Genomic DNA, 22813 nt, shown 5'->3' on the forward strand with positions numbered 1-22813 from the left:
GAGCAGGCTCGATGCGGCTCCCCGAGTGGGAGCCCTGAGCCTGGATGAGGCCCCTCCGCAGTCGGATCGGGTATCAGGTACGTTAAGTGCAAATCGTGACGATTCCCCCGATTGAGCGACCTCGATCGGGAGAACCGGAAGGAGCCCAGTTGGGCACGCTGGTGATGGCCGAGGGCGGGAAGTTCGTACCGCCAGGTGCCGATAGTTTTGTCCTCCCGCCGATCGTAGGCGGAATCACCAAGCCGATGGTGCTTGTCGCGCTCGCCGCCGTGCTGGTTGCCGTGTACTTCGTGGTCGCCACCCGCAGCCTCAAGGTGGTTCCCTCCAAGGGCCAGTTCGTGGCGGAGTACATCTACAGCTTCAGCCGGAACACGATCGCCCGGCAGCAGATCGGCGCCAAAGATTTCCGCCCGTTCGTGCCGCTGATCTTCGCGTTGTTCACCTTCGTACTGGTGAACAACATCTTCGGCATCGTTCCGTTCCTCCAGTTCCCCACGATGGCCCGAATCGGTTTCCCCGTCGCGCTGCTGATCGTGGTGTACGTGACCTACCACGGTGTCGGGATCAAGCGTCACGGACTGGGTGGCTACTTCAAGCACGTGATGTTCCCGCCGGGCGTGCCGAAGCCGATCTACCTGATCTTGTCCCCGATCGAGTTCCTGCAGAAGTTCATCGCTCAGCCCGCCGCGCTCGCGGTCCGGGTGTTCGCGGCGATGTTCGCAGGTCACCTCATGCTTCTGGTGTTCATCCTGGGTGGCGAGTTCTTGCTGCTCGAGGCGAGCGGCGGGTTCAAGCCGGTTTCGATCTTCGCTTTCGCCTTCGCGATTGCCTTGACTTTCGTCGAGGCCTTGATCCAGGTACTCCAGGCCTACATCTTCGCGCTGCTGACCGCCAACTTCATCGGTGCGGCGCTGGCCGAGGGCCACTGAAAAAGACCAAGACCTCCGATCCGCAAGTACCTGCGGACCGAGTTGAAAGGTAGTGAAAGTGAGCAACATCGTTCTTGCGCAGGCCGCTGAAGCCGCGAACATCAATGCAGGCCTGGCCGCGATCGGCTATGGGCTGGGCGCCATCGGCGCTGCCATCGGTGTCGGCCTGATCTGGGCCGCTGTCATCAACGGCACCGCCCGGCAGCCGGAAGCCCAGGGGCAGCTCCAGGGCATCGCCTGGATTTCCTTCGTGCTCGTCGAGGTGCTGGCGCTGATCGGCCTGGTCGTCTACTTCATCGCGTCCGGAGCCTGAGTCCCCGACCCTGTTTTAGGGAGACGTTGTGGTGAAGACAGAGATTCTGGCGGCGGCAGGCGAGCACAACCCGATCCTGCCGGAGACGTCGGAAATCATCGTCGGCCTGATCGCGTTCCTCCTGCTGCTGTTCGTGCTCCAGAAGTACGCTGTTCCGCGCTTCGAGAAGGTGTTCTCCGAGCGCAGCGAACAGATCGAGGGTGGTATCGCCAGAGCCGAAGCGGCCCAGGCGGAGGCTCACCGGACGCTGGAGCAGTACAAGTCGCAGCTGGCCGAGGCGCGCGCCGAGGCGGCGCGGATCCGGGACGACGCGCGGGCCGAAGGCCAGCAGATCGTCGCGGAGATGCGTGCGCAGGCGCAGACCGAGTCGGAGCGGATCGTCACGCAAGGCCAGAACCAACTGGCGGCGCAGCGCTCGCAGATCATCGCGGAGCTGCGCGGCGACCTCGGCCGGCAGGCCGTGGATCTGGCCGGTCGTATCGTCGGGGAGTCCCTTGAGGACGAAGCCCGTCGTCGCGGCACCGTGGACCGGTTCCTCGAGGAACTGGATTCCACGTCGGCACCGTCCGGGTCCAGCAGGTCCTGACGGCGCCGGTGCGATGGACACGCACATGATGTGGTCCCCGAAGGTTTCCCCAGAACGAAAGGCCCTGGAGAGTTGAGCACCCTCGTGAACGCCGCGAGCCGCGATGCGCTGGCAGCCACCGAGCTGCAGCTGTTGCAGGCCACCGACGGGGCCGGGGCCGCGGAGATCACCGGCCTCGCCGACGAACTGTTCGGCGTGGCCGCCCTGTTGGGTCGTGAGTCGGCCCTGCGCCGGGCGCTGGCGGACACCTCCACCGAACCCCGTTCGCGGGAGGAGCTGGCCAAGCAGCTGCTGGCCGGCAAGCTCGGCGCCCGGGCGCTGCCCGTGGTCGTCGAAGCCGTCCGCTCCCGCTGGTCGAGCGCGAAGGACCTGGTCGGAGGTCTGGAACGGCTGGCTCGGGTCGCCCTGCTGGTGCAGGCGGAACGGGCCGGGCGGTTGGACGCGGTCGAGGACGAGCTGTTCCGGCTCGGCCGCATCATCAGCGCCGAACTGGAGCTGGAGCGGCTGTTGGCCGACCCGGCGGCCGCCGCCGACGGCAAGGCCGCTCTGGTCGACGAGCTGCTCGGCGGCAAGGTGGAGCCGGTCACTCAGGCCCTGGTGCGCCAGCTCGTGGCGCATCCGCGTGGCGGACACGTCAGCGAAGGGCTGGAGGAGCTCGCGGAGCTCTCGGCGAAGCGCCGGGAGCGCTCGGTGGCGCACGTGCGGTCCGCCATCGAACTCACCGAGCAGCAGCAGCAGCGGCTCGCGGCGACGTTGCAGCGGATCTATTCGCGGCCCATCGCGGTCCACCTGGAAGTGGATCCGACGGTCGGCGGCGGCCTGCTGATCAAGGTCGGTGACGAGATCATCGACGGGACGACCACGGGGCGCCTGCAGTCCCTCCGGCGCGATCTCGCCGACTGACGGCGAGCGCGCGGCCCGGACACGAACTTCCTTCCAGAACGAACCGAGAGCAGGAACGAGACATGGCGGAGCTGACGATCTCGTCGGACGAGATCCGCAGTGCGATCGAGAAGTACGTCTCCAGCTACTCCCCGGAGGTCAGCCGCGAGGAGGTCGGCGTCGTCACCGATACCGGTGACGGCATCGCCCATGTCGAGGGCCTGCCTTCGGTGATGACCGAAGAGCTGCTGGAGTTCCCCGGCGGCGTCTACGGCGTGGCGATGAACCTGGAGGCTCAGGAGATCGGCGCGGTCATCCTGGGCGAGTCGGCGGGCATCGAAGAGGGCCAGGAGGTCAAGCGGACCGGCAAGGTGCTCTCCATGCCGGTCGGCGACGCCTTCCTCGGCCGCGTGGTGGACCCGCTGGGCGGGGCCATCGACGGCCTCGGCGAGGTCAAGGCGGAGGCGCAGCGCGCCCTCGAGCTGCAGGCCGCCACGGTCGTGCAGCGCCAGGGCGTCGCCGAGCCGATGCAGACCGGTATCAAGGCCATCGACTCGATGACCCCCATCGGCCGCGGCCAGCGCCAGCTGCTGATCGGTGACCGCAAGACCGGTAAGACCACGGTCGCGGTCGACACGATCATCAACCAGAAGAGCAACTGGGACAGCGGTGACCCTGCCAAGCAGGTGCACTGCATCTACGTCGCGATCGGCCAGAAGGGCTCCACGATCGCCGGCGTGAAGAAGTCCCTCGAGGACGCCGGCGCGATGGAGTACACCACCATCGTCGCCGCCCCCGCCTCGGACTCGCCGGGTCTGAAGTGGCTGGCGCCGTACGCGGGTTCCGCGCTGGGTCAGCACTGGATGTACGAGGGCAAGCACGTCCTGATCGTGTTCGACGACCTCACCAAGCAGGCCGAGGCCTACCGCGCGATCTCGCTGCTGCTGCGTCGTCCGCCGGGCCGCGAGGCCTACCCGGGTGACGTCTTCTACCTGCACTCCCGTCTGCTGGAGCGTTGCGCGAAGCTGTCGGACGAGATGGGCGCCGGTTCGATGACCGGGCTGCCGATCATCGAGACGAAGGCCAACGACGTGTCGGCCTACATCCCGACGAACGTCATCTCCATCACCGACGGCCAGTGCTTCCTGCAGTCGGACCTGTTCAACGCCGGGCAGCGCCCCGCCATCGACGTCGGCATCTCGGTGTCCCGTGTCGGTGGTTCCGCGCAGATCAAGGCGATGAAGTCGGTCACCGGTTCGCTGAAGATCGACCTGGCGCAGTTCCGCGAGCTGGAGGCGTTCTCCGCCTTCGCCTCGGACCTCGACGCCGCGTCGAAGGCGCAGCTGGACCGCGGTGCCCGCCTGATGGAGCTGCTCAAGCAGGGCGCGGGCGACCCGCTGCCGGTCGAGGAAGAGGTCGTTTCGCTGTTCCTCGGCACGAAGGGCCACGTCGACACCGTTCCGGTCGCCGACGTGCGGCGCTTCGAGTCGGAGTTCCTCGCCTACCTGCGCCGTACCCACGAGTCGCTGCTCCAGGACATCGTCGAGAGCAAGAAGCTCTCCGACGACGGCCAGAAGCTGATCGTGGACTCGGTGGAGGAGTACAAGAAGCAGTTCACGACCTCCGACGGCTCCTCGCTCACGAAGGAAGCCGACGCCGAGGCGATGGACGCGGGTGCGGTGGGCCAGGAAACCGTCCAGGTCAACAAGCCCGCCCCGAAGAAGTGACCGGGTAGCCATGGCCAATCTTCGAGAACTGCGAGACCGCATCCGGTCGGTCAAGTCGATCCGGAAGATCACCAAGGCGCAGGAACTGATCGCCACGTCCCGCATCATGCGGGCTCGGACCAGGGTGGAGGCGTCCCGGCCGTACGCGGCCGAGATCACCAAGTCCCTGTCCGAGCTGGCGGGTGCGAGCTCGCTGGACCACCCGCTGCTGGTGGAACGGGACAACCCGAAGCGGGCCGCGGTGCTCGTGGTGACCAGTGACGGCGGCCAGTGCGGTGGCTACAACTCCAACGTGCTGCGTGCGGCGGAAGAACTGCAGAGCCTGCTGCGCGAGCAAGGCAAGACCCCGGTGCTGTACGTGATCGGCCGCAAGGGCGACGCGTACTACCGGTTCCGGCAGCGGCCCGTCGCGGCCAGCTGGACGGGGTTCGCCGAGAAGCCCGGCTACTCGGATGCCGCCGAAGTGGGGGAGACCCTGGTCAAGGCGTTCCTCGCGGGCGCCGACGACTACCTCGACGACGGGGGCACGGACGGTACGCTGGGTGTGGACGAGTTGCACATGGTGCACACCGAGTTCGTGTCCATGCTGACGCAGCGGCCCACCGTCACGCGGATCGCTCCGCTGGAAGTGGAGTACTCCGACGAGCCGAAGAAGCCGCGGTCGGTGTACGACTTCGAGCCGGACGCGGACACCTTGTTCAAGGCGTTGCTGCCGAAGTACATCAACACCCGGATCTTCGCCGGGCTGCTGGACTCGGCGGCGTCCGTCTTCGCGGCGCGTCGTACGGCGATGAAGGCGGCCACGGACAACGCGGACGAACTGATCCGCAATCTCAGCCGCGAGGCCAACCAGGCCCGTCAGGCCCAGATCACCCAGGAAATCAGCGAGATCGTCGGTGGTGTCGAGGCGCTCTCGTCAGCAGGAAGTGAGTGACATGACTGCGACTGCCACTAGCACGGCTACTGGCACCGGCCGCGTCGTCCGGGTTCTCGGCCCGGTCGTGGACGTCGAGTTCCCGCGCGACCAGGTGCCCGACCTCAACAACTCCCTCACCGTGGACATCACCGCTGAGGCCATGGCGAAGACGCTGACGCTGGAGGTCGCTCAGCACCTCGGCGACAGCGTGGTGCGCTGCGTCTCGATGCAGCCGACCCAGGGCCTGGTGCGGGGTGTCGCGGTGCGCGACTCCGGCGAGGGCATCTCGGTGCCGGTGGGTGACGTGGTCAAGGGCCACGTGTTCAACGCCCTCGGGCACTGCCTGGACGAGCCGGGCTACGCCTCGGACGCCGAGCGCTGGTCCATCCACCGCAAGGCCCCGGCGTTCGACCAGCTCGAAGGCCGTACCGAGGTGCTGGAAACCGGCATCAAGGTGATCGACCTGCTCACCCCGTATGTCCAGGGTGGCAAGATCGGCCTGTTCGGCGGTGCCGGTGTCGGCAAGACGGTGCTCATCCAGGAGATGATCCGCCGTGTCGCCAAGAACTTCGGTGGTACCTCCGTGTTCGCCGGTGTCGGCGAGCGCACCCGTGAGGGCAACGACCTGTGGGTGGAGATGGCGGAGTCCGGCGTGCTCGCCGACACCGCGCTCGTGTTCGGGCAGATGGACGAGCCGCCGGGTACCCGTATGCGGGTCGCCCTGTCGGCGCTGACCATGGCGGAGTACTTCCGCGACGTCCAGAACCAGGACGTGCTGCTGTTCATCGACAACATCTTCCGGTTCACCCAGGCGGGCCAGGAGGTGTCGACCCTGCTGGGCCGGATGCCTTCCGCGGTGGGTTACCAGCCGACGCTGGCCGACGAGATGGGTGAACTGCAGGAGCGGATCACCTCGACCCGCGGTAACTCGATCACCTCGATGCAGGCGATCTACGTGCCCGCGGACGACTACACGGACCCGGCGCCCGCCACCACGTTCGCCCACCTGGACGCGACGACGGAGCTGTCCCGGCCGATCTCGCAGATGGGCATCTACCCGGCGGTCGACCCGCTGACCTCCAGCTCCACCATTCTGGACCCGGCCATCGTGGGCGACGAGCACTACCGCGTCGCCCAGGAGGTCAAGCGGATCCTCCAGAAGTACAAGGAGCTGCAGGACATCATCGCCATTCTCGGTATGGACGAGCTGTCCGAAGAGGACAAGGTGACGGTGCAGCGGGCGCGGCGCATCCAGCGCTACCTGTCGCAGAACTTCTTCGTGGCCAAGCAGTTCACCGGCCAGGACGGCTCCTTCGTGCCGGTGAAGGAGACCATCGAGGCGTTCGACAAGCTCTGCAAGGGCGACTTCGACCACTACCCGGAGCAGGCCTTCCTGTCCATCGGTGGTCTGGAGGACCTGGAGCAGGCCTACAAGAAGCTCACCGAGAAGTGAGCCCCGGTCTTCGCCGCGGTGCTTTCCGCCGCGGCGAAGACCTACCGGCAGCGGGTCGGGGTCCATCACGGACCCCGGCCTCTTTTTTCGCCTTTCCGCGAGGAAGGGAACCTTCCTGCCACCCGTGACAGGAAGGTTCCCTTCCTCGCCACCCCCCTCCGGATGTGACGAGGCCCTGCTCGGCCCGTCATCAGAGCCCGCCTGGCGTTGGCTAGACTGCGGGCTGTACACCCGACAAAGGAGACGCGCGTGGCCAACATGTCCGTCCAGCTGGTCGCTGTTGAGCGCCGCCTGTGGTCTGGTGAGGCGACCACCGTCGTGGCCCAGACGACCGAAGGCGAGATCGGCATTCTGCCGGGGCACGAGCCGCTGCTCGGCCAGCTCGTCGAGGGTGGCGTCGTGAAGATCACGACCGTCGACAACGACACCGTGACCGCTGCCGTGCAGGGCGGTTTCCTGTCCGTCACCGCCGACGGCGTCAGCGTGCTCGCCGAGTTGGCCGAACTCGCTCAGGAAATCGACGTCGCGCAGGCGCGTGCGGACGCCACGAGCGACGACGAGGAAGCCCGCACGAGGGCGCTGAGTCGACTTCGGGCGGCCGGGCAGTCCGTCTGACGGGCCGCGCACATGGGCTCCGCGGGCGTGTGGTCGATCATCGGTGCCGGGCTGGTGCTTGTCCTGGCCGGCGCGGCTCTGAGCGTGGTGCTGGCCGCCCGCCGGCGGCTGCGACAGCTGCGCGCCGGCGGTATCGATGTGGCGTTGCGCCTGCGCAACGACGCTCGCGGTCGCGGCTGGCACCTCGGCGTTGCCCACTACCGCGGCGAGGAATTCACCTGGTACCGGGTGCTGAGCCTGCGCTCCGGCCCGAACTGGGTGGTGAACCGGCGGGACGTGGAGATCGCGACCCGGCGGGAACCGTCGATGTCCGAGGTGTACGCGTTACCGCAGGCCGCGACGGTGCTGCACCTGACCGGGCATGAAGCGCACATCGAGGTCGCGATGGGCGCGGACGCGTTGACCGGCTTCCTGTCCTGGCTGGAATCGGCCCCACCGGGCCGTTCCGTGCCCTGGGCGTCCTGACCCCACAGCAGTACGCGCCCCCTCCCGAGGGGGCGCGTTTTTTTTGTGCCCGGGTGCGAGGAAGGGAACCTTCCTGTCACAGGTGGCAGAAAGGTTCCCTTCCTCGCGGTGTGCGTGGGCGCTCGGCGGTGGTGGCGCCTCCGATCCGCGGAAGTTCGGGGGTTGGCGGTGCGGGGTTTCGGTCGGAAAGACTGGGCGCATGATGGACGCGTCCCCTGACCGCAGGCAGTTCACGATCGTTCCCGAGCCGATCGATGGCGCTGATGCTCGAGCCGCGCTGGAGCAGTACATCGCCGAGCTGGCGCAGTTGTTCCCGGCTGGTTTTGATCCCGGCCGGGCGGCGCCGCCGGAGCCCGGCGATTTCACTCCGCCGCGGGGCTACTTCCTGTTGGTGCGCGATGCGCGCGGCGAGGTCCGCGGCTGCGGTGCGGTGCGGGTCGCGGAAGGTGGTCATGCGGAGATCCGACGCATGTGGATCTCACCGGCGCTGCGGGGGCAGGGCGCGGGCAGAGCGCTGCTGGCGGATCTTGAGCTGCACGCGGTCAAGCTGGGCTGCGACGTGGTCCGCCTGGACACCGCGGCCGAACTGGGCGCCGCTCGGTCCCTGTACGTCTCGGCCGGTTACGCGGAGATCCCGGCGTACAACGACAACGAATACGCCCGGCACTGGTTCGAGAAGTCGCTGATCTGACGGCTCGTAGGCTGGCCTCCGTGCACATCGAGATCACCGAGTTCGACCATCCCACCGTGCAACGGTTGATCGCGGAGGTTCAGCAGGAGTACGTGGCCCGCTACGGGCGCCAGGACGAGACGCCGATCGACTCCGAGCAGTTCAACGCCCCGCGCGGGATGTTCTTGCTCGGGCATGTCGCGGGTGAGCCGGTCGCCATCGGCGGGTGGCGCGCGTACGACCCGGCGGAACCGGAGTTCGAGGACGGTGACGTCGAGGTGAAGCGGATGTACGTGGCACCGCAGGCGCGCGGCCGTGGCTTCGCCCGGCGAATGCTCACCGAGCTGGAGGAGCGGGCCGTGGCGGCGGGCTACAAACGCGTCCTGCTGGAGACCGGTGATCGGCAGCCGGAAGCGATCGGTCTCTACCGCGCGGCCGGGTACACCGACATTCCCGCGTTCGGTCCGTACCGCGACGACCCCGCCTCGGTGTGCTTCATGAAGAAGCTGTGACCGTCCCGGGGTGCTAGGCGTTGCCGCCGGGGCGCCACAGCACGTCCCCGTCGGGGTTGGCGACGCGGGCGAGGATGAACAGCAGGTCGGACAGCCGGTTGAGGTATTTCGCGGCCAGCGCGTTGCTGCGGTCGGCGTCGGCCTCCAGCAGTCCCCACGCGGCGCGCTCCGCTCGTCTCGCCACGCAGCGTGCCTGGTGCAGCAGCGCGCCACCGGGAGTGCCGCCGGGCAGGATGAACGAGTTCAGCTTCGGCACCCGCGCGTTGTACTCATCGCACCAGGTCTCCAGCCGATCGATGTATGCCTGGGTGACGCGCAGCGGCGGGAACTCCGGGTCGTCCACGACAGGTGTGGACAGGTCGGCGCCCACGTCGAACAGGTCGTTCTGCACGGCCCGGAGCACGTCGCCGATCGCGGGATCGAAGGTCGCGGTGGCCAGCGCCACGCCGAGCACCGAGTTCGTCTCGTCCACGTCGGCGTAGGCGACCAGACGCGGGTCGGTCTTGCTGATCTCCGAATTGTCCGAGAGCCGCGTGGTGCCGCCGTCGCCGGTCCGCGTGTAGATCTTCGTCAGGTGTACGGCCATGGCCCCAGCTTAGGCGGTGCGCCGGTTCGGTGATCCTGCGAGCAAGGTCGCCTTTCCGTCACCGGTGACAGGAAGGTTCCCTTCCTCGGTTCGCAGTGAGCGCTGTGTGGGTCGCCGGTTGCGGGTGCGCAGGCCTCTCCGGCGGGGAGGTTCCCCTCCGGCGTAGCGCACCCGCCACGGACGGGGCCGTGCCCGGCCCGTAACCTGCTGGTCGTGAGTGAGCACTTCCGCGTGCACGGCGGAGCGCGGCTCGTCGGCGAAGTCGACGTGGTCGGCGCGAAGAACAGCGTGCTGAAGCTGATGGCGGCCGCGTTGCTGGCCGAGGGCACGACGACGATCACGAACTGCCCGGAGATCCTGGACGTCCCGCTGATGGGGGACGTGCTGCGCAGCCTGGGGTGCGAGGTCGTCATCGAGGGCCGCGCCGCGTACATCACGACGCCCGCGGAGATCAGCCACGAGGCGGTCTCGCCGTCGATGGGCAAGCTGCGGGCCTCGGTGTGCGTGCTGGGGCCGCTGGTGGCGCGTTGCCGCAAGGCGGTGGTGACGTTGCCGGGCGGCGATGCGATCGGCTCGCGCCCGCTGGACATGCACCAGAGCGGGCTGCGTCAGCTCGGCGCGACGAGCCACATCGAGCACGGCGCGGTCGTGGCCGAGGCGGAGAACCTGCACGGCGCCCAGATCTGGCTGGACTTCCCGAGCGTGGGTGCCACGGAGAACATCCTGATGGCCTCAGTGCTCGCGGCGGGCACCACGGTGATCGACAACGCGGCACGGGAGCCGGAGATCGTCGATCTGTGCGTGATGTTGCAGCAGATGGGCGCGAAGATCGAGGGCGCGGGCACCTCCACGCTCACGGTGCACGGTGTGTCCTCGTTGAAGGCGGTCGAGCACCGCGTCATCGGCGACCGGATCGTCGGCGCGACGTGGGCGTTCGCCGCAGTGGCCACGCAGGGCGACATCAAGGTGCGCGGGGTGGATCCGCAGCACGTGAACCTGGTGCTGGAGAAGCTGCGCAGCGCGGGCGCCGAGGTCGTCGTGGGCGACGAGGAGTTCCGCGTGGTCGCGGACCGGCGTCCGCTGGCGGTGGATTACGTGACGTTGCCGTACCCCGGTTTCGCGACGGACCTGCAGCCGATGGCGCTGGCCCTGTCCGCGGTCGCCGACGGCACGTCGATGATCACGGAGAACCTGTTCGAGTCCCGGTTCCGGTTCATCGAAGAACTGGTCCGGATGGGTGCGGACGCGCGCACCGACGGGCACCACGCGGTGGTGCGCGGCCTGGAACGGCTCTCCAGCGCGCCGGTGTGGGCGTCGGACATCCGTGCCGGCGTGGGCCTGGTGCTGGCCGGGCTGTGCGCGGACGGGACCACCGAGGTGTGGGACGTGTTCCACATCGACCGCGGCTACCCGAACTTCGTGGAGAACCTGCGGGGCTTGGGCGCGTACATCGAGCGCGTCACGGACTGAGGCTCTGCGCGGCTGCGCAGGATGGGAACCTGCTCAGCCGCTCTCGAACGCCACCCGGAGTCCGAGCCCGATCATGACGGTGCCGGTGACCCGTTCCAGTGCGAGCTTGACGCGCTTGCGCTTGAGCAATCCGCGCAGGCCGCCGACCAGCCAGGACGCGACTCGCCAATACACGAGGGCGACGCCGAGGAACGCCAGGGTGAGGATCATCGAGGTGGCCGTGCGCGGCTCACCGGGCGAGATGAACTGCGGCAGCAGCGTCAGGAACAACAAGATGATCTTCGGGTTGAGGATGTTGCTCACCAGGCCCTGCTGGAACGCGGCACGTCGAGTCAGCACGGCTGGGTCCGAGGTGGCGCCCGGCAGATCCGCGGCCGATTCGTTGCGGTCCCGGATGCTCTTCCACAGCGTCGTCACGCCGAGCCACACCAGGTAGGCCGCGCCCGCGATCTTGAGCGCCGTGTAAGCGACGGCGGAGGCCGCCAGCAGCGCCGACAACCCGGCCACCGAGATCGCCGCGTGCACCAGCAGCCCGGCGCAGCAGCCGAGCCCCGTCCACCACATCCCGGCCGTTCCGCCACGGATGCTGTTGCGCAGGCCCAACGCGGTGTCGGGGCCGGGCGCGATGGTCACCACGATCACGAACAGCACGAAGGGAACGAGTTGAGCGGGCACTCGCGAAGAATAAGGACGCGGCCCCGGCGGCGTCACGTGATTTCCGCGCACAGCGACGCCCGCCACAGTTCATCGCGGTAGCGGGACGCCTGCCTGTGCGTTCAGGGCCGTCGGCACACGGCCGCGTAGCTCGCCGCGCGTTCCGGATCCGGCCCGACGTCCTCTTCTGATTCCGGGCGCCACAGCGGGGTGAACACCACGCCGGGGTCCAGCAGGTCGAATCCGCCCAGCATCTCGGTGATCTGCTCCGCGGTGCGCAGCGTCGCAGGCGTCGATGTGTCCCGGTACAGCTCGCCTGCGGCGTTGAGCTCCGGCAGCTGGTCGGCGGTGACGTGCGACAGCGCCAGGTAGCTGCCCGGAGCCAGCAGTTCGAGGTAGCGGTCCAGCAGTGCCGCGGGGTCTTCCCGGTCGGGGATGAAGTGCAGCATCGCGAGCATCAGCACTCCGATCGGCCGTTGCACGTCGAGCATCTCGGTCAGCTCCGGAACGCGCAGCAGCTGCTCCGGGTCCCGCATATCGCCTTGCACGATCGTGGCGTTCTCGTTGTGCTGCAGCACGAGTTGGCTGTGCGCGATGGCGACGGCCTCGTTGTCCACGTAGACCACCGCGGACTCGGGTTCGAGGCGTTGCGCGATCTCGTGCACGGCGCCCGCGGTCGGGATGCCGGAGCCGATGTCGAGGAACTGCCGGACGCCCTGGTCCAGGTAGAAGCGCACGACGCGTTGCAGGAACAGCCGGTTGAGCCGGGCGTACTCCCTGGCGCCGGGGAAGATCTCCAGAGCGCGGTGCGCGAACTCGCGGTCCACGGCGAAGTTGGCGGAACCGCCGAGGAAGTAGTTGTAGACGCGAGCGGCGCTGGGCTTGGTCAAGTCCGCCCGGACCGGCTTCCAACTAGGTCTGTTGCGCACCCGGTGGCACCTCGCTGATCATGGCCGAGCCGACAGTGGTCCGATCGTGGACCAATGATCAACTTTTGCCAAGTGGGGTGCGAACACGTCACGTGTTTCGTTCGTGGAGGCACAACAGCAGGTAGCCGGCGATGGACTGAGCGTCGGTCACCTCGCCGTCCCTGATCATGCGCTCGAACTCGGCGCGTTCGAACCACGCCGCCCGCATGTCCTGCTCCTCGTGCTCCCGCTCGTGCTCCCCGGCGGTGAGACCGGTCGCCAGGAACACCTTGCCGCGCTGGCTGGACATGCCCGGCGCGACGTCAAGTCGTCCCAAGTCGGTGAGTTGCGCCGCGCGCAACCCCGTCTCCTCCCGGAGTTCGCGGGCGGCGAGTTCGGAGGTCTCCACCTCCGCGCGATCCGGCGCGGTGCCCTGGGGGAACTCCCAGCGGCGCATGCCCAGCGGGTAGCGGAACTGCTCGACCAGGTGCAGCCGGTCCCCGTCCAACGGGATGATCAGCGCGTAGGCCGGTTTGTCCACCACGCCGTAGATCCCGTCGGAACCGTCCGGGCGCCGGATGCCGTCCTCCCGGACCGTCATCCACGGATTGCCGTACACCTCGCGACTGCTCGTCGTGTGCATGAGCCCATCGTCCTACGCCGTGCCGCGGGCCGATCACGCGCCACACGAGCTAGGGAACCTTTCTGTCACCGGTGCGAGGAAGGGAACCTTCCTGTCATGTGAGGTGCGAGCCGGCGGCGGGAACTCCCCGTCAGGCGCTCGGCCGGTTCAGCTTCGAGCGGCGTATGCCGTAGCCGAGGTACACGGCGAGGCCGACCGTCGTCCAGATCCCGAAGACCAGCCAGGTGACCCAGTCGAGCCCGAGAATGAGGTACGCGCACAGCGCCACGCCGAGCAGCGGAACGAACGGCATCAGCGGCGTGCGGAAGGAGCGGTCCAGGTCGGGCTTGCGCCGCCGCAGCACGATCACGCCGATGTTGACGATCCCGAACGCCACCAGGGTTCCGATGCTCGTCGCGTCGGCGAGGCTGCTCAGCGGGACCACGGACGCGAGGATCGCCACCAGCACGCCCACGATCATGGTGTTGTGCGCGGGCACGGCGCGGCGGTTGACCGCGGACAGCTTCGCGGGCATCAGTCCGTCCCGGGACATCGACACCAGGATCCGGGTCTGCCCGTACAGGACGGTCAACACCACGGAGGCGATGGCGACCACGGCGCCGAACGCGAGCAGCACGGCGGGCCAGCCTTGTCCGGTGACGAGCTCCAGTGCGGTCGCGAGGGAGGCGTCGGAACCGCCGAGCACCTCGGTCCCGACGGCACCGACGGCGGCGAACGCCACCACCACGTAGACGAGGGTGACGATGGCCAGCGAGAGCATGATCGCCCGCGGCAGGTCCCGCTTCGGGTTCCGCGCCTCTTCACCGGCGGTGGAGGCGGCGTCGAATCCGATGAACGAGAAGAACACCGCGGACGCGCCCGCCGAGATGCCCGCGACTCCGAGCGGGGCGAACGGCGTGAGGTTCTCCGAGCGGAACGCGGTGAGCGCCACGCAGACGAAGAACACCAGCACGGCGATCTTGAGCAGGGTGGTGAAGGTGGTGACGGCTGCGCTCTCCCGCACGCCCATCATCAGCACGGCCGTGGCGAGCAGTACGACGATGACGGCGGGCACGTTCACGACTCCGCCTTCGCCCGGCGGCGCGGACAGCGCATCGGGGATGGTCACGCCGAGGGTGCCGCGCAGGAATTCGTTGAGGTAGCCGCCCCAGCCGACGGCGACCGCGGCCACGGACACGCCGTATTCCAGCAGCAGGCACCAGCCGCAGATCCAGGCGACCAGCTCGCCGAGGGTCGCGTAGGCGTAGGAGTAGGCCGAGCCGGACACCGGAACGCTGCCCGCGAGTTCGGCGTAGGACAGCGCCGAGCACAACGCGGCGAGGCCCGCGAGCACGAACGACACGATGACGGCCGGTCCAGCGGCGGGCGCGGCTTCGGCCAGCACCACGAAGATTCCGGTACCCAACGTCGCGCCGACCGAGAGCGCGACCAGCGGTAGTAGCCCGAGAGTGCGGTTCAGTGCGGTGTGGGAGCCCTCGTCGGTGAGGCGCTCGACCGGTTTGACGCGGGAGAACAGCTGGGCGTACGACACGAGAACGCACGGTAGACCTGCCGGTACTAGTGATCTTCGTGAGGTTTGCCAGGGTGCTACCGGCATGGGTGCTCGACATCGTGATCGGCGCCCGTACCCTGTGTCGGGTGCGTCTTGTCATCGCTCGCTGCAAGGTCGATTACGTCGGCCGTCTCACCGCGCACCTGCCCGTCGCCCAGCGTCTGCTGCTGGTGAAGTCCGACGGGTCGGTCTCGGTGCACTCCGACGACCGCGCCTACAAGCCGTTGAACTGGATGAGCCCGCCGTGCTGGCTGATCGAGGACCCCGGCGTGTGGACGGTGCAGAACAAGGCCGGCGAAAAGCTGGTGATCAGTCTCGAAGAGGTGCTGCACGACTCCAAGCACGAGCTGGGGCCGGAACCGGGCCTGGTGAAAGACGGTGTCGAGTCGCACCTGCAGGAGCTGCTCGCCGAGCACGTCACGACCTTGGGCGACGGGTGGTCGCTGGTGCGTCGCGAGTTCCCGACGGCGATCGGCCCGGTGGACTTGATGTGCCGGGATTCCGGTGGCGCCAGCGTCGCGGTCGAGATCAAGCGCCGGGGCGAGATCGACGGTGTGGAGCAGCTGACCCGGTACCTGGAGCTGCTGAACCGGGATCCGCTGCTGTCCCCGGTCAGCGGGGTGTTCGCTGCTCAGCAGATCAAGCCGCAGGCTCGGACGCTGGCGGAGGACCGCGGCATCCGGTGCGTGACGTTGGACTACGACCAGCTGCGCGGGATCGAGCCGGACGAGTTCCGGCTGTTCTGAGCTGCTTTCGCGGGGCTGAGCTCAACAGCCGCCCTGGATCTCGAACACTTGTTCACCCTGCTGAGTGATGATTTTCGCGGCAGGGCGCGGAACACTGGAGACATGATCAGTCTTTCGGTGTTCTTCGACGTGTCCGCATCCGCTCCTCTCGCCGGTCGGGCGCGACCATTGCGGCCGTTCGCCGCTCGTGTGCTTCCCGGGGAGGTGCGCATCGCCGGGCGAATTCTCGCCGGTGCACGGTGGTCCGTCGCGGCGGCCGGACGTCGTGTGCGCGATCCCGTCGGGCGTGAGTGCTTCTTCGGCGACTCGGGTTGATTTTCGTTTTCTGCTGTGGACTGCGTTGTGGCCGCGTGGTGGATTCCGTGTCCTGGTTCTGTCCGCGGTGCGCCGTGTGGCTTTCTGTTGGGCCGGAACGGCGTCTGACTGACCGTGACGTTTCCGCTGCTCGGAGGAGTAATGGTTCCTCCGAAAGATGACACCCAACGAATTGGTATCGGTCCAGTGTGAGCGGTCCCACTGTGCGGTAGTGTCCGTCTGCCGCCGATCGGGTGGTGATTATCGTTGGACTTTGTTGGGTCTGGAGGTGGGGTAGCCGTGGACGTGCTAGCCCAAGAAGAGTTGCGGCTCGATGCCGGCGCGGTCGACTACGTGCTGCTCGCGCTGTACTTCGTGTTCGTGCTCGGCATCGGCTATCTCGCACGGCGTTCGGTCTCCACGAGCCTGGACTTCTTCTTGTCCGGGCGCGCGCTGCCGGCGTGGGTGACGGGGTTGGCCTTCATCGCGGCCAACCTGGGCGCGATCGAGATCATCGGCATGTCGGCCAACGGTGCCGAGTACGGCATGCCGACCATGCATTACTTCTGGGTCGGTGCGGTTCCGGCGATGCTGTTCCTCGGCATCGTGATGATGCCGTTCTACTACGGCTCGAAGGTCCGCAGCGTTCCCGAGTTCATGCTGCGGCGCTTCGGCAAACCGGCGCACCTGGTGAACGGGATCAGCTTCGCCGTCGCGCAGGTGCTCATCGCCGGCGTCAACCTGTACCTGCTGGCCAGCATCGTGAACGTGCTGCTCGGCTGGCCGCTGTGGGTGTCGGTGATCGTCGCCGCCGTCATCGTGCTCACCTACACCGCGCTCGGCGGGCTGTCCGCGGCGATCTACAACGAGGTGCTGCAGTTCTTCGTGATCGTCGCCGCGCTGCTGCCGCTGACCCTGGTCGGGCTGCACAAGGTCGGTGGCTGGGAGGGCCTGGTCGGCAAGGTCAGCGCCAGCCCCGGCGGGGCCGAGCAGCTTTCGGCGTGGCCGGGCAACGAGCTCACCGGTTTCACCAACAGCTTCCTGAGCGTGCTGGGCATCGTGTTCGGCCTCGGTTTCGTGCTGGCCTTCGGCTACTGGACGACGAACTTCGTCGAGGTGCAGCGAGCCATGGCCTCCAAGAGCATGTCCGCGGCTCAGCGCACCCCGATCATCGGTGCGTTCCCGAAGCTGCTGATCCCGTTCATCGTCATCGTCCCCGGCATGATCGCCGGTGTCGCGGTGCAGGAACTGGTCGTGTTCAAGGCGACCTCGACGGGCAACGTCGATTACAACGACGCGATCCTGCTGTTGATGCGGGACTTGCTGCCCAACGGCATCCTCGGCGTGGCGCTGGCAGGCCTGCTCGCCTCGTTCATGGCCGGTATGGCGGCGAACCTGAGTTCGTTCAACACGGTGTTCACCTATGACATCTGGCAGGCCTACATCGCGAAGGACAAGCCGGACCAGTACTACCTGAGCATGGGTCGCTGGGTGACCGTGGGCGCCACCGTCGTCGCGATCGGCACGGCGTTCATCGCGTCCGGCTACGAGAACCTGATGGACTACCTGCAGCAGCTGTTCTCGTTCTTCAACGCGCCGCTGTTCGCCACGTTCATCCTCGGTATGTTCTGGAAGCGGATGACCCCGACCGCGGGCTGGCTCGGCCTGGTGCTCGGTACGGCGTCCGCGGTCACGGTGTTCGCGCTCGCCGAGGTCGGCGTGCTGGACCTGCCGGGGCAGGGCGCGAGCTTCGTCGGCGCCGGTGCGGCGTTCGTGGTGGACATCGTGGTCAGCGTGCTGGTCAGCCTCGTGACCCGGCCGAAACCGGATGCGGAGCTGGTCGGCCTGGTGTACTCGCTGACACCGCGGACGAAGCTGAAGGCATCCGCCTCCGGTGAGGACGCGGGCTGGTACCGCAAGCCCGGCTTGATGGCGGGCATCGTCCTGGTGATCACCATCGTGCTCAACATCGTCTTCGGCTGACCGGAGGAACCCATGGCTACTGAGACACCCAAGCGCACTGCGGGCGCCTTCGACATCCGGTTGATCATCGCTGTGCTGTTCTTCCTGTACGGCCTGGTGCTCACCGTCCTCGGTGCCACCGCGAGTGCCGAAGACGTGGCGAAGGCGGCCGGACTGAACATCAACCTGTGGAGCGGGCTCGGCATGCTCTTGTTCGCCGTCCTGTTCGCTCTGTGGGTCAAGTTGAGGCCCCTCGTGGTTCCCGATGGCGTTGGCGAGGACAGCGCTACCGAGCACTGACCCCGGCTGTTCCGGCCCCGCCTGGGACCGGGCGACCACAACACCCCGTGCGCGGCGTCGTTGATCGTGGCTTCGGCCCGATCGGCGGCGCCGCGTCCGGGTGTCCGGGGGCGGATTCGCCGGTCGGAGAATGACCGATTCTCGACCGGCCGGGACTGGTTCGCTGGCTACTGTGATCGCGCGTCCAGACTCGTGACCTTGACCGCGACCCTGCTCGCTCTGCTCGTCGCCGCAGGTTGTGCCGCGGGCATGGGGAAGGAGACGTCGCAGCGGGAGACCGTTCCGGTCGCCGAGTTCACCGTGGACGCGGACGCGGTCTTCGAGGACGCGTTCGCGCCGAACCGGCTCCGCGCGGTCGATCCGTGCGCGGCGCTGCGCTCCGCGGGGCTGGATCAGTACGGCGAACCGGCCTCCGACACCCCGGGCGACCTGGGGTCCTGCTCGAACTTCATGAAGGACCACGCGGCGAGCAGTTCAACGCATCGCTGTACCTGGACAACGAGGTCTACAACGTCAACACCCATCGCATCGGCGGTCTGCCGGGCCAGGTGACGCCCGAGGACCGTCCGCGCGGCCTACCAAGGCTCCGGCGAGGCGCTGGGCACGAAGCACGGCCTGCAGATCCAGTTGCTCAGCGAGGGCACGGCTGACCCGTGCTCGGCCGCCGTGCAGATCATGACCAGGGTCGCCGACACCATCCGCACCGATCCGCCGATCGGGGATGCCGCGGGATCGCTCGCCTCCTACGACCCGTGCGCCGTGCTCACCCCGGTCGAGGCCCGCGACGCGCTGGCCGGTGCCACCGCGCCCGCCGTGGCCCGCGGCCTGTTCCGGTGCGGCTGGTCGCCGGAGAACGAGGTGTCCGCGATGGTCCGATTCGAGTCCGGCCGGGTGGAGGCCGGGACGCTTCCGCCGGTCGACCTCGGCGGCCAGTTCGCCGCGGTGCTGCCGGGCGCTAAGCCGGGAACGTGCCGAGTGCAGTGGGAGAACCGGGGCGCCCCCTCCGGGGATGCCGAGTTCGCCGAGGTGTCCATCAGCAACGTCGGACCGCTCCCGCTGGATCCGTGCGCCAACGCCATCGGAGCGGCCCGAGCCGTGCGCGCGAAGCTTCCCCAGGGCTGATTCTGTGATCTTGCCGGCTCCGGAAGCCCGTGGTGCGGTTGGTGAACTTCGCGCCGTTCACATGTGAACGTCCGCTTTCGGCCCGAGTACCTGCCGCCGCGCGCGGTATTTCCGTAGGCTGCCGGATTACAACGACGAGTGAAACGGTGGGAGGCAGCCCATGACCCGGACCGCCAACGGCGACGCCGACACGATTGCCGGAGCGGGCTCAGCGCAGTCGTCGTTCGACTCGCTCGACCCGCGGACCGGTGAGGTCGTGGGACGGTATCCGCTGCACGACGCCACCGAGGTCAACGAGATCGTGGAATCCGCCCGCGTAGCCGGGCGATGGTGGGCGGAGCTCGGCTTCGCGGAACGGAAGAAGCGCCTCGACCAGTGGCGTGCCCGGCTGGTGCGCGGGCTCGACGAACTCGCCGGGGTGATCTGTTCGGAGACCGGCAAACCGCTCGACGACGCCCGGCTGGAACTCGTCCTCGTCATCGATCACCTGCACTGGGCCGCGAGCAAAGCGGAGAAGGTGCTGCGCCGCCGCAAAGTCGGCTCCGGCGTGCTGATGGCGAACCAGGTGGCGACGGTCGAGTACTTGCCGTTCGGCGTGGTCGGCGTGATCGGCCCGTGGAACTACCCGGCATTCACACCGATGGGCTCGATCGCCTACGCGCTCGCGGCGGGTAACGCCGTGGTGTTCAAACCCAGCGAGCTCACCCCCGGCGTCGGCCGCTGGCTGGTGGACAGCTTCGCCGAGGTCGTGCCCGAGCATCCGGTGCTGGCGCTGACCACCGGTTTCGGCGAGACGGGGGCCGCGCTGTGCGAGTCGGGCGTGGACAAGGTGGCGTTCACCGGGTCCACCGAGACAGGTAAGCGCGTGATGACCTCCTGCGCGCAGACCTTGACCCCGGTGCTCGTGGAGTGCGGCGGCAAGGACGCGTTGATCGTTGATGCCGACGCCGACCTGCGGGCCGCGGCGGAGGCGGCGGTGTGGGGAGGCATGTCCAACGCGGGTCAGACCTGCATCGGCGTCGAGCGGGTGTTCGTCGTCGAAGCCGTCGCGGACCGATTCCTCGAACTCGTCGCCGAACGCGCCAAGAAGCTCCGGCCCGGTGGTGAACCCGGCGCCGACCTGGGGCCGATCACGATGCCCTCGCAGGTCGAGGTGATCCGCAGGCACGTTGATGCGGCATTGGACGCCGGCGGACGCGCGGTGATCGGCGGCAAGGACTCGGTGCGCCCGCCGTTCGTGGAACCCGTCGTGCTGGTCGACGTCCCCGCCGACTCGGAGGCGGCCGTGGAGGAAACGTTCGGCCCGACGATCGTCGTCGAACGCGTCCACGACGCGGAGGAGGGCGTCGTGCGCGCCAACCAGGGCCGCTACGGGCTCGGCGGCACCGTCTTCTCCCGTTCGCGGGGCGCCGAACTCGCGCGGAAGCTGCGGGCAGGCATGGTCGCCGTCAACTCGGTGATCTCGTTCGCGGCGGTTCCGGCGCTGCCCTTCGGCGGGGTCGGTGACTCCGGGTTCGGCCGCATCCACGGTGAGGACGGGTTGCGCGAGTTCACCCGCCCGCAGTCGATGACCCGCACCAAGTTCCGCATTCCGCTGAACCCGATGACCTTCGCCCGTTCGAAGGGCACGGTGGGCGCGATCGTGCGGTTGATCCGCCTCACCCGCGGCCGCTGACCCCACCGAGAAGGGAACCTTCCTGTCCTGCCGTCCGGTGCAGGAAGGTTCCCTTCTTCGCGCGGAGGCGCCGGGTTGAGGCGTCGCGTTCGCCGGGCGTGGCAGAAGGGCGACCTTCTTCGCTTCGGTGGCAGGAAGGTTCCCTTCCTCGCGGGGTGGTCGTGTCCGTGGGTGCGGTGCCGGTGACGGGTGGTGCCCTTTTCGAACCGTGCTTCGGCCGGGCCGGGCGTGGCAGAAGGGCGACCTTCTTCGCTTCGGTGGCAGGAAGGTTCCCTTCCTCGCGGGGTGGTCGTGTCCGTGGGTGCGGTGCCGGTGACGGGTGGTGCCCTTTTCGAACCGTGCTTCGGCCGGGCCGGGCGTGGCAGAAGGGCGACCTTCTTCGCTTCGGTGGCAGGAAGGTTCCCTTCCTCGCGGGGTGGTCGTGTCCGTGGGTGCGGTGCCGGTGACGGGTGGTGCCCTTTTCGAACCGTGCTTCGGCCGGGCCGGGCGTGGCAGAAGGGCGACCTTCTTCGCTTCGGTGGCAGGAAGGTTCCCTTCCTCGCGGGGTGGGGCCGTCGCGGCAGGTGCCACGAGTAGGTCACGACCCGCGTGGGGCGTGACCGCAACGGCGCCCGGTCCGCGTAATCTCCGCGCTCGGAGTGATCGAATGTGCGCCTTCCGGGCTGGGCGGAACGAGCGGGAGGTTCCGTCCGATCCGGATCGAGGTGAGGATGCGGTGAGACGGCCCTTCCGTGCACATTCGGTCGGGGAGTCCGTACGTTCCTGCGAGCCCGGTCGCCGAGCAGGTGGTGCCGCGGTCGCGAACCGGCGGCAAGGAGGCCAACGGTGAAGAAGATCATCAACGATCCGGCGACGGTGGTCGCCGACGCGTTGAACGGCATGGCCGCCGCGCATCCGGAGTTGCTGCGCGTCCGCACCGACCCCGCGTTGATCGTGCGCGCGGACGCGCCGGTGACCGGCAAGGTCGCGTTGATCTCCGGTGGCGGATCGGGGCACGAACCGCTGCACGGCGGGTTCGTCGGCGCGGGCATGCTCACCGCGGCGGTGCCGGGTGCCGTGTTCACGTCGCCGACGCCGGACGCGGTGCAGGCGGCGATCGCCGAGACCGAGTCGGGCGCCGGGGCGCTGCTGGTGGTGAAGAACTACACCGGCGACGTGCTGAACTTCGAGACGGCCGCGGAACTCGCCGGACTCGAAGGCGCCGATGTCCGCGCGGTCATCGTCGACGACGACGTGGCGGTCAAGGACTCCACGCACACCGCGGGGCGGCGCGGTGTCGGCGGCACCGTGCTCGTGGAGAAGATCGTCGGCGCTGCTGCCGAGCGAGGCGAGAGCCTGGAGCGGTGCGAGGCGATCGCCCGGCGGGTGGTGGCGCAGGTGCGGTCCATGGGGGTGGCGCTGACCGGGCCGACGGTTCCGCACGCGGGCGAGCCGAGTTTCACGCTCGGCGAGGACGAGATGGAGATCGGCATCGGCATCCACGGCGAGCCGGGCAGGCGGCGCCTGCCGATGGAGCGCGCCGACGGCCTCGTCGCGAAGCTGCTGGAGCCGATCTTGGAGGACCTGCCGTTCGCCGAGGGCGACGATGTCCTGCTGTTCACGAACTCGATGGGCGCGACTCCGCTGATCGAGCTGTACGGGGCGCACGGGATCGCGGAGCGGCTGCTCGCGGAGCGCGGTGTCCGGGTGCGCAGGCGACTGGTCGGCCCCTTCACGACGAGCCTGGACATGCAGGGCATGAGCCTGACGTTGCTGAAGTTGGACGATGAGATCACCGAACTGTGGGACGACCCGGTGCGCACGGCCGCACTGCGTTGGTGACTAGGACGGGTG

The 22813-nt window shown here is 68.3% G+C and carries 24 protein-coding genes; 19 read left to right on the forward strand and 5 right to left on the reverse strand.

Annotation, left to right across the window (positions count from 1 at the left end; all coding sequences use genetic code 11):
- The first annotated feature begins 149 nt into the window (after window positions 1-149).
- From atpB to H2Q94_RS04930, 11 genes are all read left to right on the forward strand, one after another.
- The gene (atpB, locus tag H2Q94_RS04880; protein WP_243792459.1) at window positions 150-929 is read left to right on the forward strand and encodes a F0F1 ATP synthase subunit A; all 780 of its coding nucleotides are present in this window, start codon (window positions 150-152) and stop codon (window positions 927-929) included.
- A gap of 58 nt (window positions 930-987) precedes the next feature.
- Entirely contained in the window at window positions 988-1242 is a 255-nt protein-coding gene (locus tag H2Q94_RS04885) for an ATP synthase subunit c family protein (protein WP_243792462.1), read from the forward strand.
- A 31-nt stretch (window positions 1243-1273) separates the two neighbouring features.
- Window positions 1274-1828, forward strand: a complete 555-nt coding sequence (locus H2Q94_RS04890) for a F0F1 ATP synthase subunit B (RefSeq protein WP_243792464.1) — start codon at window positions 1274-1276, stop codon at window positions 1826-1828.
- Window positions 1829-1900: 72 nt separating this feature from the next.
- The gene (locus tag H2Q94_RS04895; RefSeq protein WP_243792467.1) at window positions 1901-2731 is read left to right on the forward strand and encodes a F0F1 ATP synthase subunit delta; all 831 of its coding nucleotides are present in this window, start codon (window positions 1901-1903) and stop codon (window positions 2729-2731) included.
- Window positions 2732-2793: 62 nt separating this feature from the next.
- A complete protein-coding gene (atpA, locus tag H2Q94_RS04900) occupies window positions 2794-4437 on the forward strand; it encodes a F0F1 ATP synthase subunit alpha (protein WP_243792469.1) in 1644 nt (547 codons plus the stop codon).
- A gap of 10 nt (window positions 4438-4447) precedes the next feature.
- Complete coding sequence (locus tag H2Q94_RS04905) at window positions 4448-5371, forward strand: F0F1 ATP synthase subunit gamma (RefSeq protein ID WP_243792471.1); 924 nt, start codon at window positions 4448-4450, stop codon at window positions 5369-5371.
- A gap of 1 nt (window position 5372) precedes the next feature.
- Window positions 5373-6806 (forward strand): F0F1 ATP synthase subunit beta, encoded by a 1434-nt coding sequence (gene atpD / locus H2Q94_RS04910; protein ID WP_184482024.1) that lies wholly within the window; start codon window positions 5373-5375, stop codon window positions 6804-6806.
- A 249-nt stretch (window positions 6807-7055) separates the two neighbouring features.
- Entirely contained in the window at window positions 7056-7421 is a 366-nt protein-coding gene (locus H2Q94_RS04915; protein WP_243792473.1) for a F0F1 ATP synthase subunit epsilon, read from the forward strand.
- A 12-nt stretch (window positions 7422-7433) separates the two neighbouring features.
- The gene (locus H2Q94_RS04920; protein ID WP_243792475.1) at window positions 7434-7886 is read left to right on the forward strand and encodes a DUF2550 domain-containing protein; all 453 of its coding nucleotides are present in this window, start codon (window positions 7434-7436) and stop codon (window positions 7884-7886) included.
- A gap of 199 nt (window positions 7887-8085) precedes the next feature.
- Window positions 8086-8577, forward strand: coding sequence for a GNAT family N-acetyltransferase (locus tag H2Q94_RS04925; protein ID WP_243792477.1), 492 nt, complete (start codon window positions 8086-8088; stop codon window positions 8575-8577).
- 20 nt (window positions 8578-8597) lie between these two features.
- Window positions 8598-9068, forward strand: coding sequence for a GNAT family N-acetyltransferase (locus H2Q94_RS04930; RefSeq protein WP_243792479.1), 471 nt, complete (start codon window positions 8598-8600; stop codon window positions 9066-9068).
- A 13-nt stretch (window positions 9069-9081) separates the two neighbouring features.
- On the opposite strand, the gene H2Q94_RS04935 is transcribed toward H2Q94_RS04930, so the two are convergent.
- Window positions 9082-9654 carry a cob(I)yrinic acid a,c-diamide adenosyltransferase gene (locus H2Q94_RS04935; RefSeq protein WP_243792482.1) on the reverse strand — a complete coding sequence of 191 codons (573 nt, stop codon included), beginning with the start codon at window positions 9652-9654 and terminating at the stop codon, window positions 9082-9084.
- Between the two features lie 213 nt (window positions 9655-9867).
- Here H2Q94_RS04935 and murA point away from each other — a divergent pair, with 213 nt between their 5' ends.
- Window positions 9868-11124 (forward strand): UDP-N-acetylglucosamine 1-carboxyvinyltransferase, encoded by a 1257-nt coding sequence (gene murA, locus H2Q94_RS04940; RefSeq protein WP_243792485.1) that lies wholly within the window; start codon window positions 9868-9870, stop codon window positions 11122-11124.
- A gap of 33 nt (window positions 11125-11157) precedes the next feature.
- Here the strand turns inward: murA and H2Q94_RS04945 are convergent, their stop codons facing one another.
- The 4 genes from H2Q94_RS04945 to H2Q94_RS04960 form a co-directional block, all read right to left on the reverse strand.
- Window positions 11158-11799 (reverse strand): LysE family translocator, encoded by a 642-nt coding sequence (locus H2Q94_RS04945; RefSeq protein WP_243792487.1) that lies wholly within the window; start codon window positions 11797-11799, stop codon window positions 11158-11160.
- A gap of 101 nt (window positions 11800-11900) precedes the next feature.
- A complete protein-coding gene (locus tag H2Q94_RS04950; protein ID WP_243792489.1) occupies window positions 11901-12707 on the reverse strand; it encodes an SAM-dependent methyltransferase in 807 nt (268 codons plus the stop codon).
- Window positions 12708-12795: 88 nt separating this feature from the next.
- Window positions 12796-13329, reverse strand: a complete 534-nt coding sequence (locus tag H2Q94_RS04955) for an NUDIX domain-containing protein (protein ID WP_243792491.1) — start codon at window positions 13327-13329, stop codon at window positions 12796-12798.
- 130 nt (window positions 13330-13459) lie between these two features.
- Window positions 13460-14860 carry an amino acid permease gene (locus H2Q94_RS04960; RefSeq protein WP_243792493.1) on the reverse strand — a complete coding sequence of 467 codons (1401 nt, stop codon included), beginning with the start codon at window positions 14858-14860 and terminating at the stop codon, window positions 13460-13462.
- 107 nt (window positions 14861-14967) lie between these two features.
- Here H2Q94_RS04960 and nucS point away from each other — a divergent pair, with 107 nt between their 5' ends.
- The 7 genes from nucS to dhaK all read left to right on the forward strand — a co-directional run bounded on the left by nucS (window position 14968) and on the right by dhaK (window position 22801).
- The gene (gene nucS / locus H2Q94_RS04965) at window positions 14968-15627 is read left to right on the forward strand and encodes an endonuclease NucS (protein WP_243792496.1); all 660 of its coding nucleotides are present in this window, start codon (window positions 14968-14970) and stop codon (window positions 15625-15627) included.
- 594 nt (window positions 15628-16221) lie between these two features.
- The gene (locus H2Q94_RS04970) at window positions 16222-17904 is read left to right on the forward strand and encodes a sodium:solute symporter family protein (protein ID WP_243792499.1); all 1683 of its coding nucleotides are present in this window, start codon (window positions 16222-16224) and stop codon (window positions 17902-17904) included.
- A gap of 12 nt (window positions 17905-17916) precedes the next feature.
- Entirely contained in the window at window positions 17917-18183 is a 267-nt protein-coding gene (locus H2Q94_RS04975) for a hypothetical protein (protein WP_243792501.1), read from the forward strand.
- Window positions 18184-18381: 198 nt separating this feature from the next.
- Window positions 18382-18735, forward strand: coding sequence for a hypothetical protein (locus H2Q94_RS04980; RefSeq protein ID WP_243792503.1), 354 nt, complete (start codon window positions 18382-18384; stop codon window positions 18733-18735).
- A gap of 123 nt (window positions 18736-18858) precedes the next feature.
- Window positions 18859-19305, forward strand: coding sequence for a DUF3558 domain-containing protein (locus tag H2Q94_RS04985; protein ID WP_243792505.1), 447 nt, complete (start codon window positions 18859-18861; stop codon window positions 19303-19305).
- A 160-nt stretch (window positions 19306-19465) separates the two neighbouring features.
- Window positions 19466-20980, forward strand: coding sequence for an aldehyde dehydrogenase family protein (locus H2Q94_RS04990; protein ID WP_243792507.1), 1515 nt, complete (start codon window positions 19466-19468; stop codon window positions 20978-20980).
- Window positions 20981-21805: 825 nt separating this feature from the next.
- The gene (gene dhaK, locus H2Q94_RS04995; protein WP_243792509.1) at window positions 21806-22801 is read left to right on the forward strand and encodes a dihydroxyacetone kinase subunit DhaK; all 996 of its coding nucleotides are present in this window, start codon (window positions 21806-21808) and stop codon (window positions 22799-22801) included.
- Window positions 22802-22813: the final 12 nt, after the last annotated feature.

The organism is Saccharopolyspora gloriosae, from assembly GCF_022828475.1.
In the GTDB taxonomy this organism is placed as follows: Bacteria; Actinomycetota; Actinomycetes; order Mycobacteriales; family Pseudonocardiaceae; genus Saccharopolyspora_C; species Saccharopolyspora_C gloriosae_A.

Bases quoted from the DNA above. Each gene is read 5' to 3' on its own strand.
- H2Q94_RS04935 (WP_243792482.1), bottom strand. From the start codon at position 9,654: ATGGCCGTACACCTGACGAAGATCTACACGCGGACCGGCGACGGCGGC.
- H2Q94_RS04975 (WP_243792501.1), top strand. From the start codon at position 17,917: ATGGCTACTGAGACACCCAAGCGCACTGCGGGCGCCTTCGACATCCGG.
- atpD (WP_184482024.1), top strand. From the start codon at position 5,373: ATGACTGCGACTGCCACTAGCACGGCTACTGGCACCGGCCGCGTCGTC.
- H2Q94_RS04990 (WP_243792507.1), top strand. From the start codon at position 19,466: ATGACCCGGACCGCCAACGGCGACGCCGACACGATTGCCGGAGCGGGC.
- H2Q94_RS04905 (WP_243792471.1), top strand. From the start codon at position 4,448: ATGGCCAATCTTCGAGAACTGCGAGACCGCATCCGGTCGGTCAAGTCG.
- H2Q94_RS04985 (WP_243792505.1), top strand. From the start codon at position 18,859: ATGACCAGGGTCGCCGACACCATCCGCACCGATCCGCCGATCGGGGAT.
- H2Q94_RS04955 (WP_243792491.1), bottom strand. From the start codon at position 13,329: ATGCACACGACGAGCAGTCGCGAGGTGTACGGCAATCCGTGGATGACG.
- H2Q94_RS04920 (WP_243792475.1), top strand. From the start codon at position 7,434: ATGGGCTCCGCGGGCGTGTGGTCGATCATCGGTGCCGGGCTGGTGCTT.
- H2Q94_RS04925 (WP_243792477.1), top strand. From the start codon at position 8,086: ATGATGGACGCGTCCCCTGACCGCAGGCAGTTCACGATCGTTCCCGAG.
- atpA (WP_243792469.1), top strand. From the start codon at position 2,794: ATGGCGGAGCTGACGATCTCGTCGGACGAGATCCGCAGTGCGATCGAG.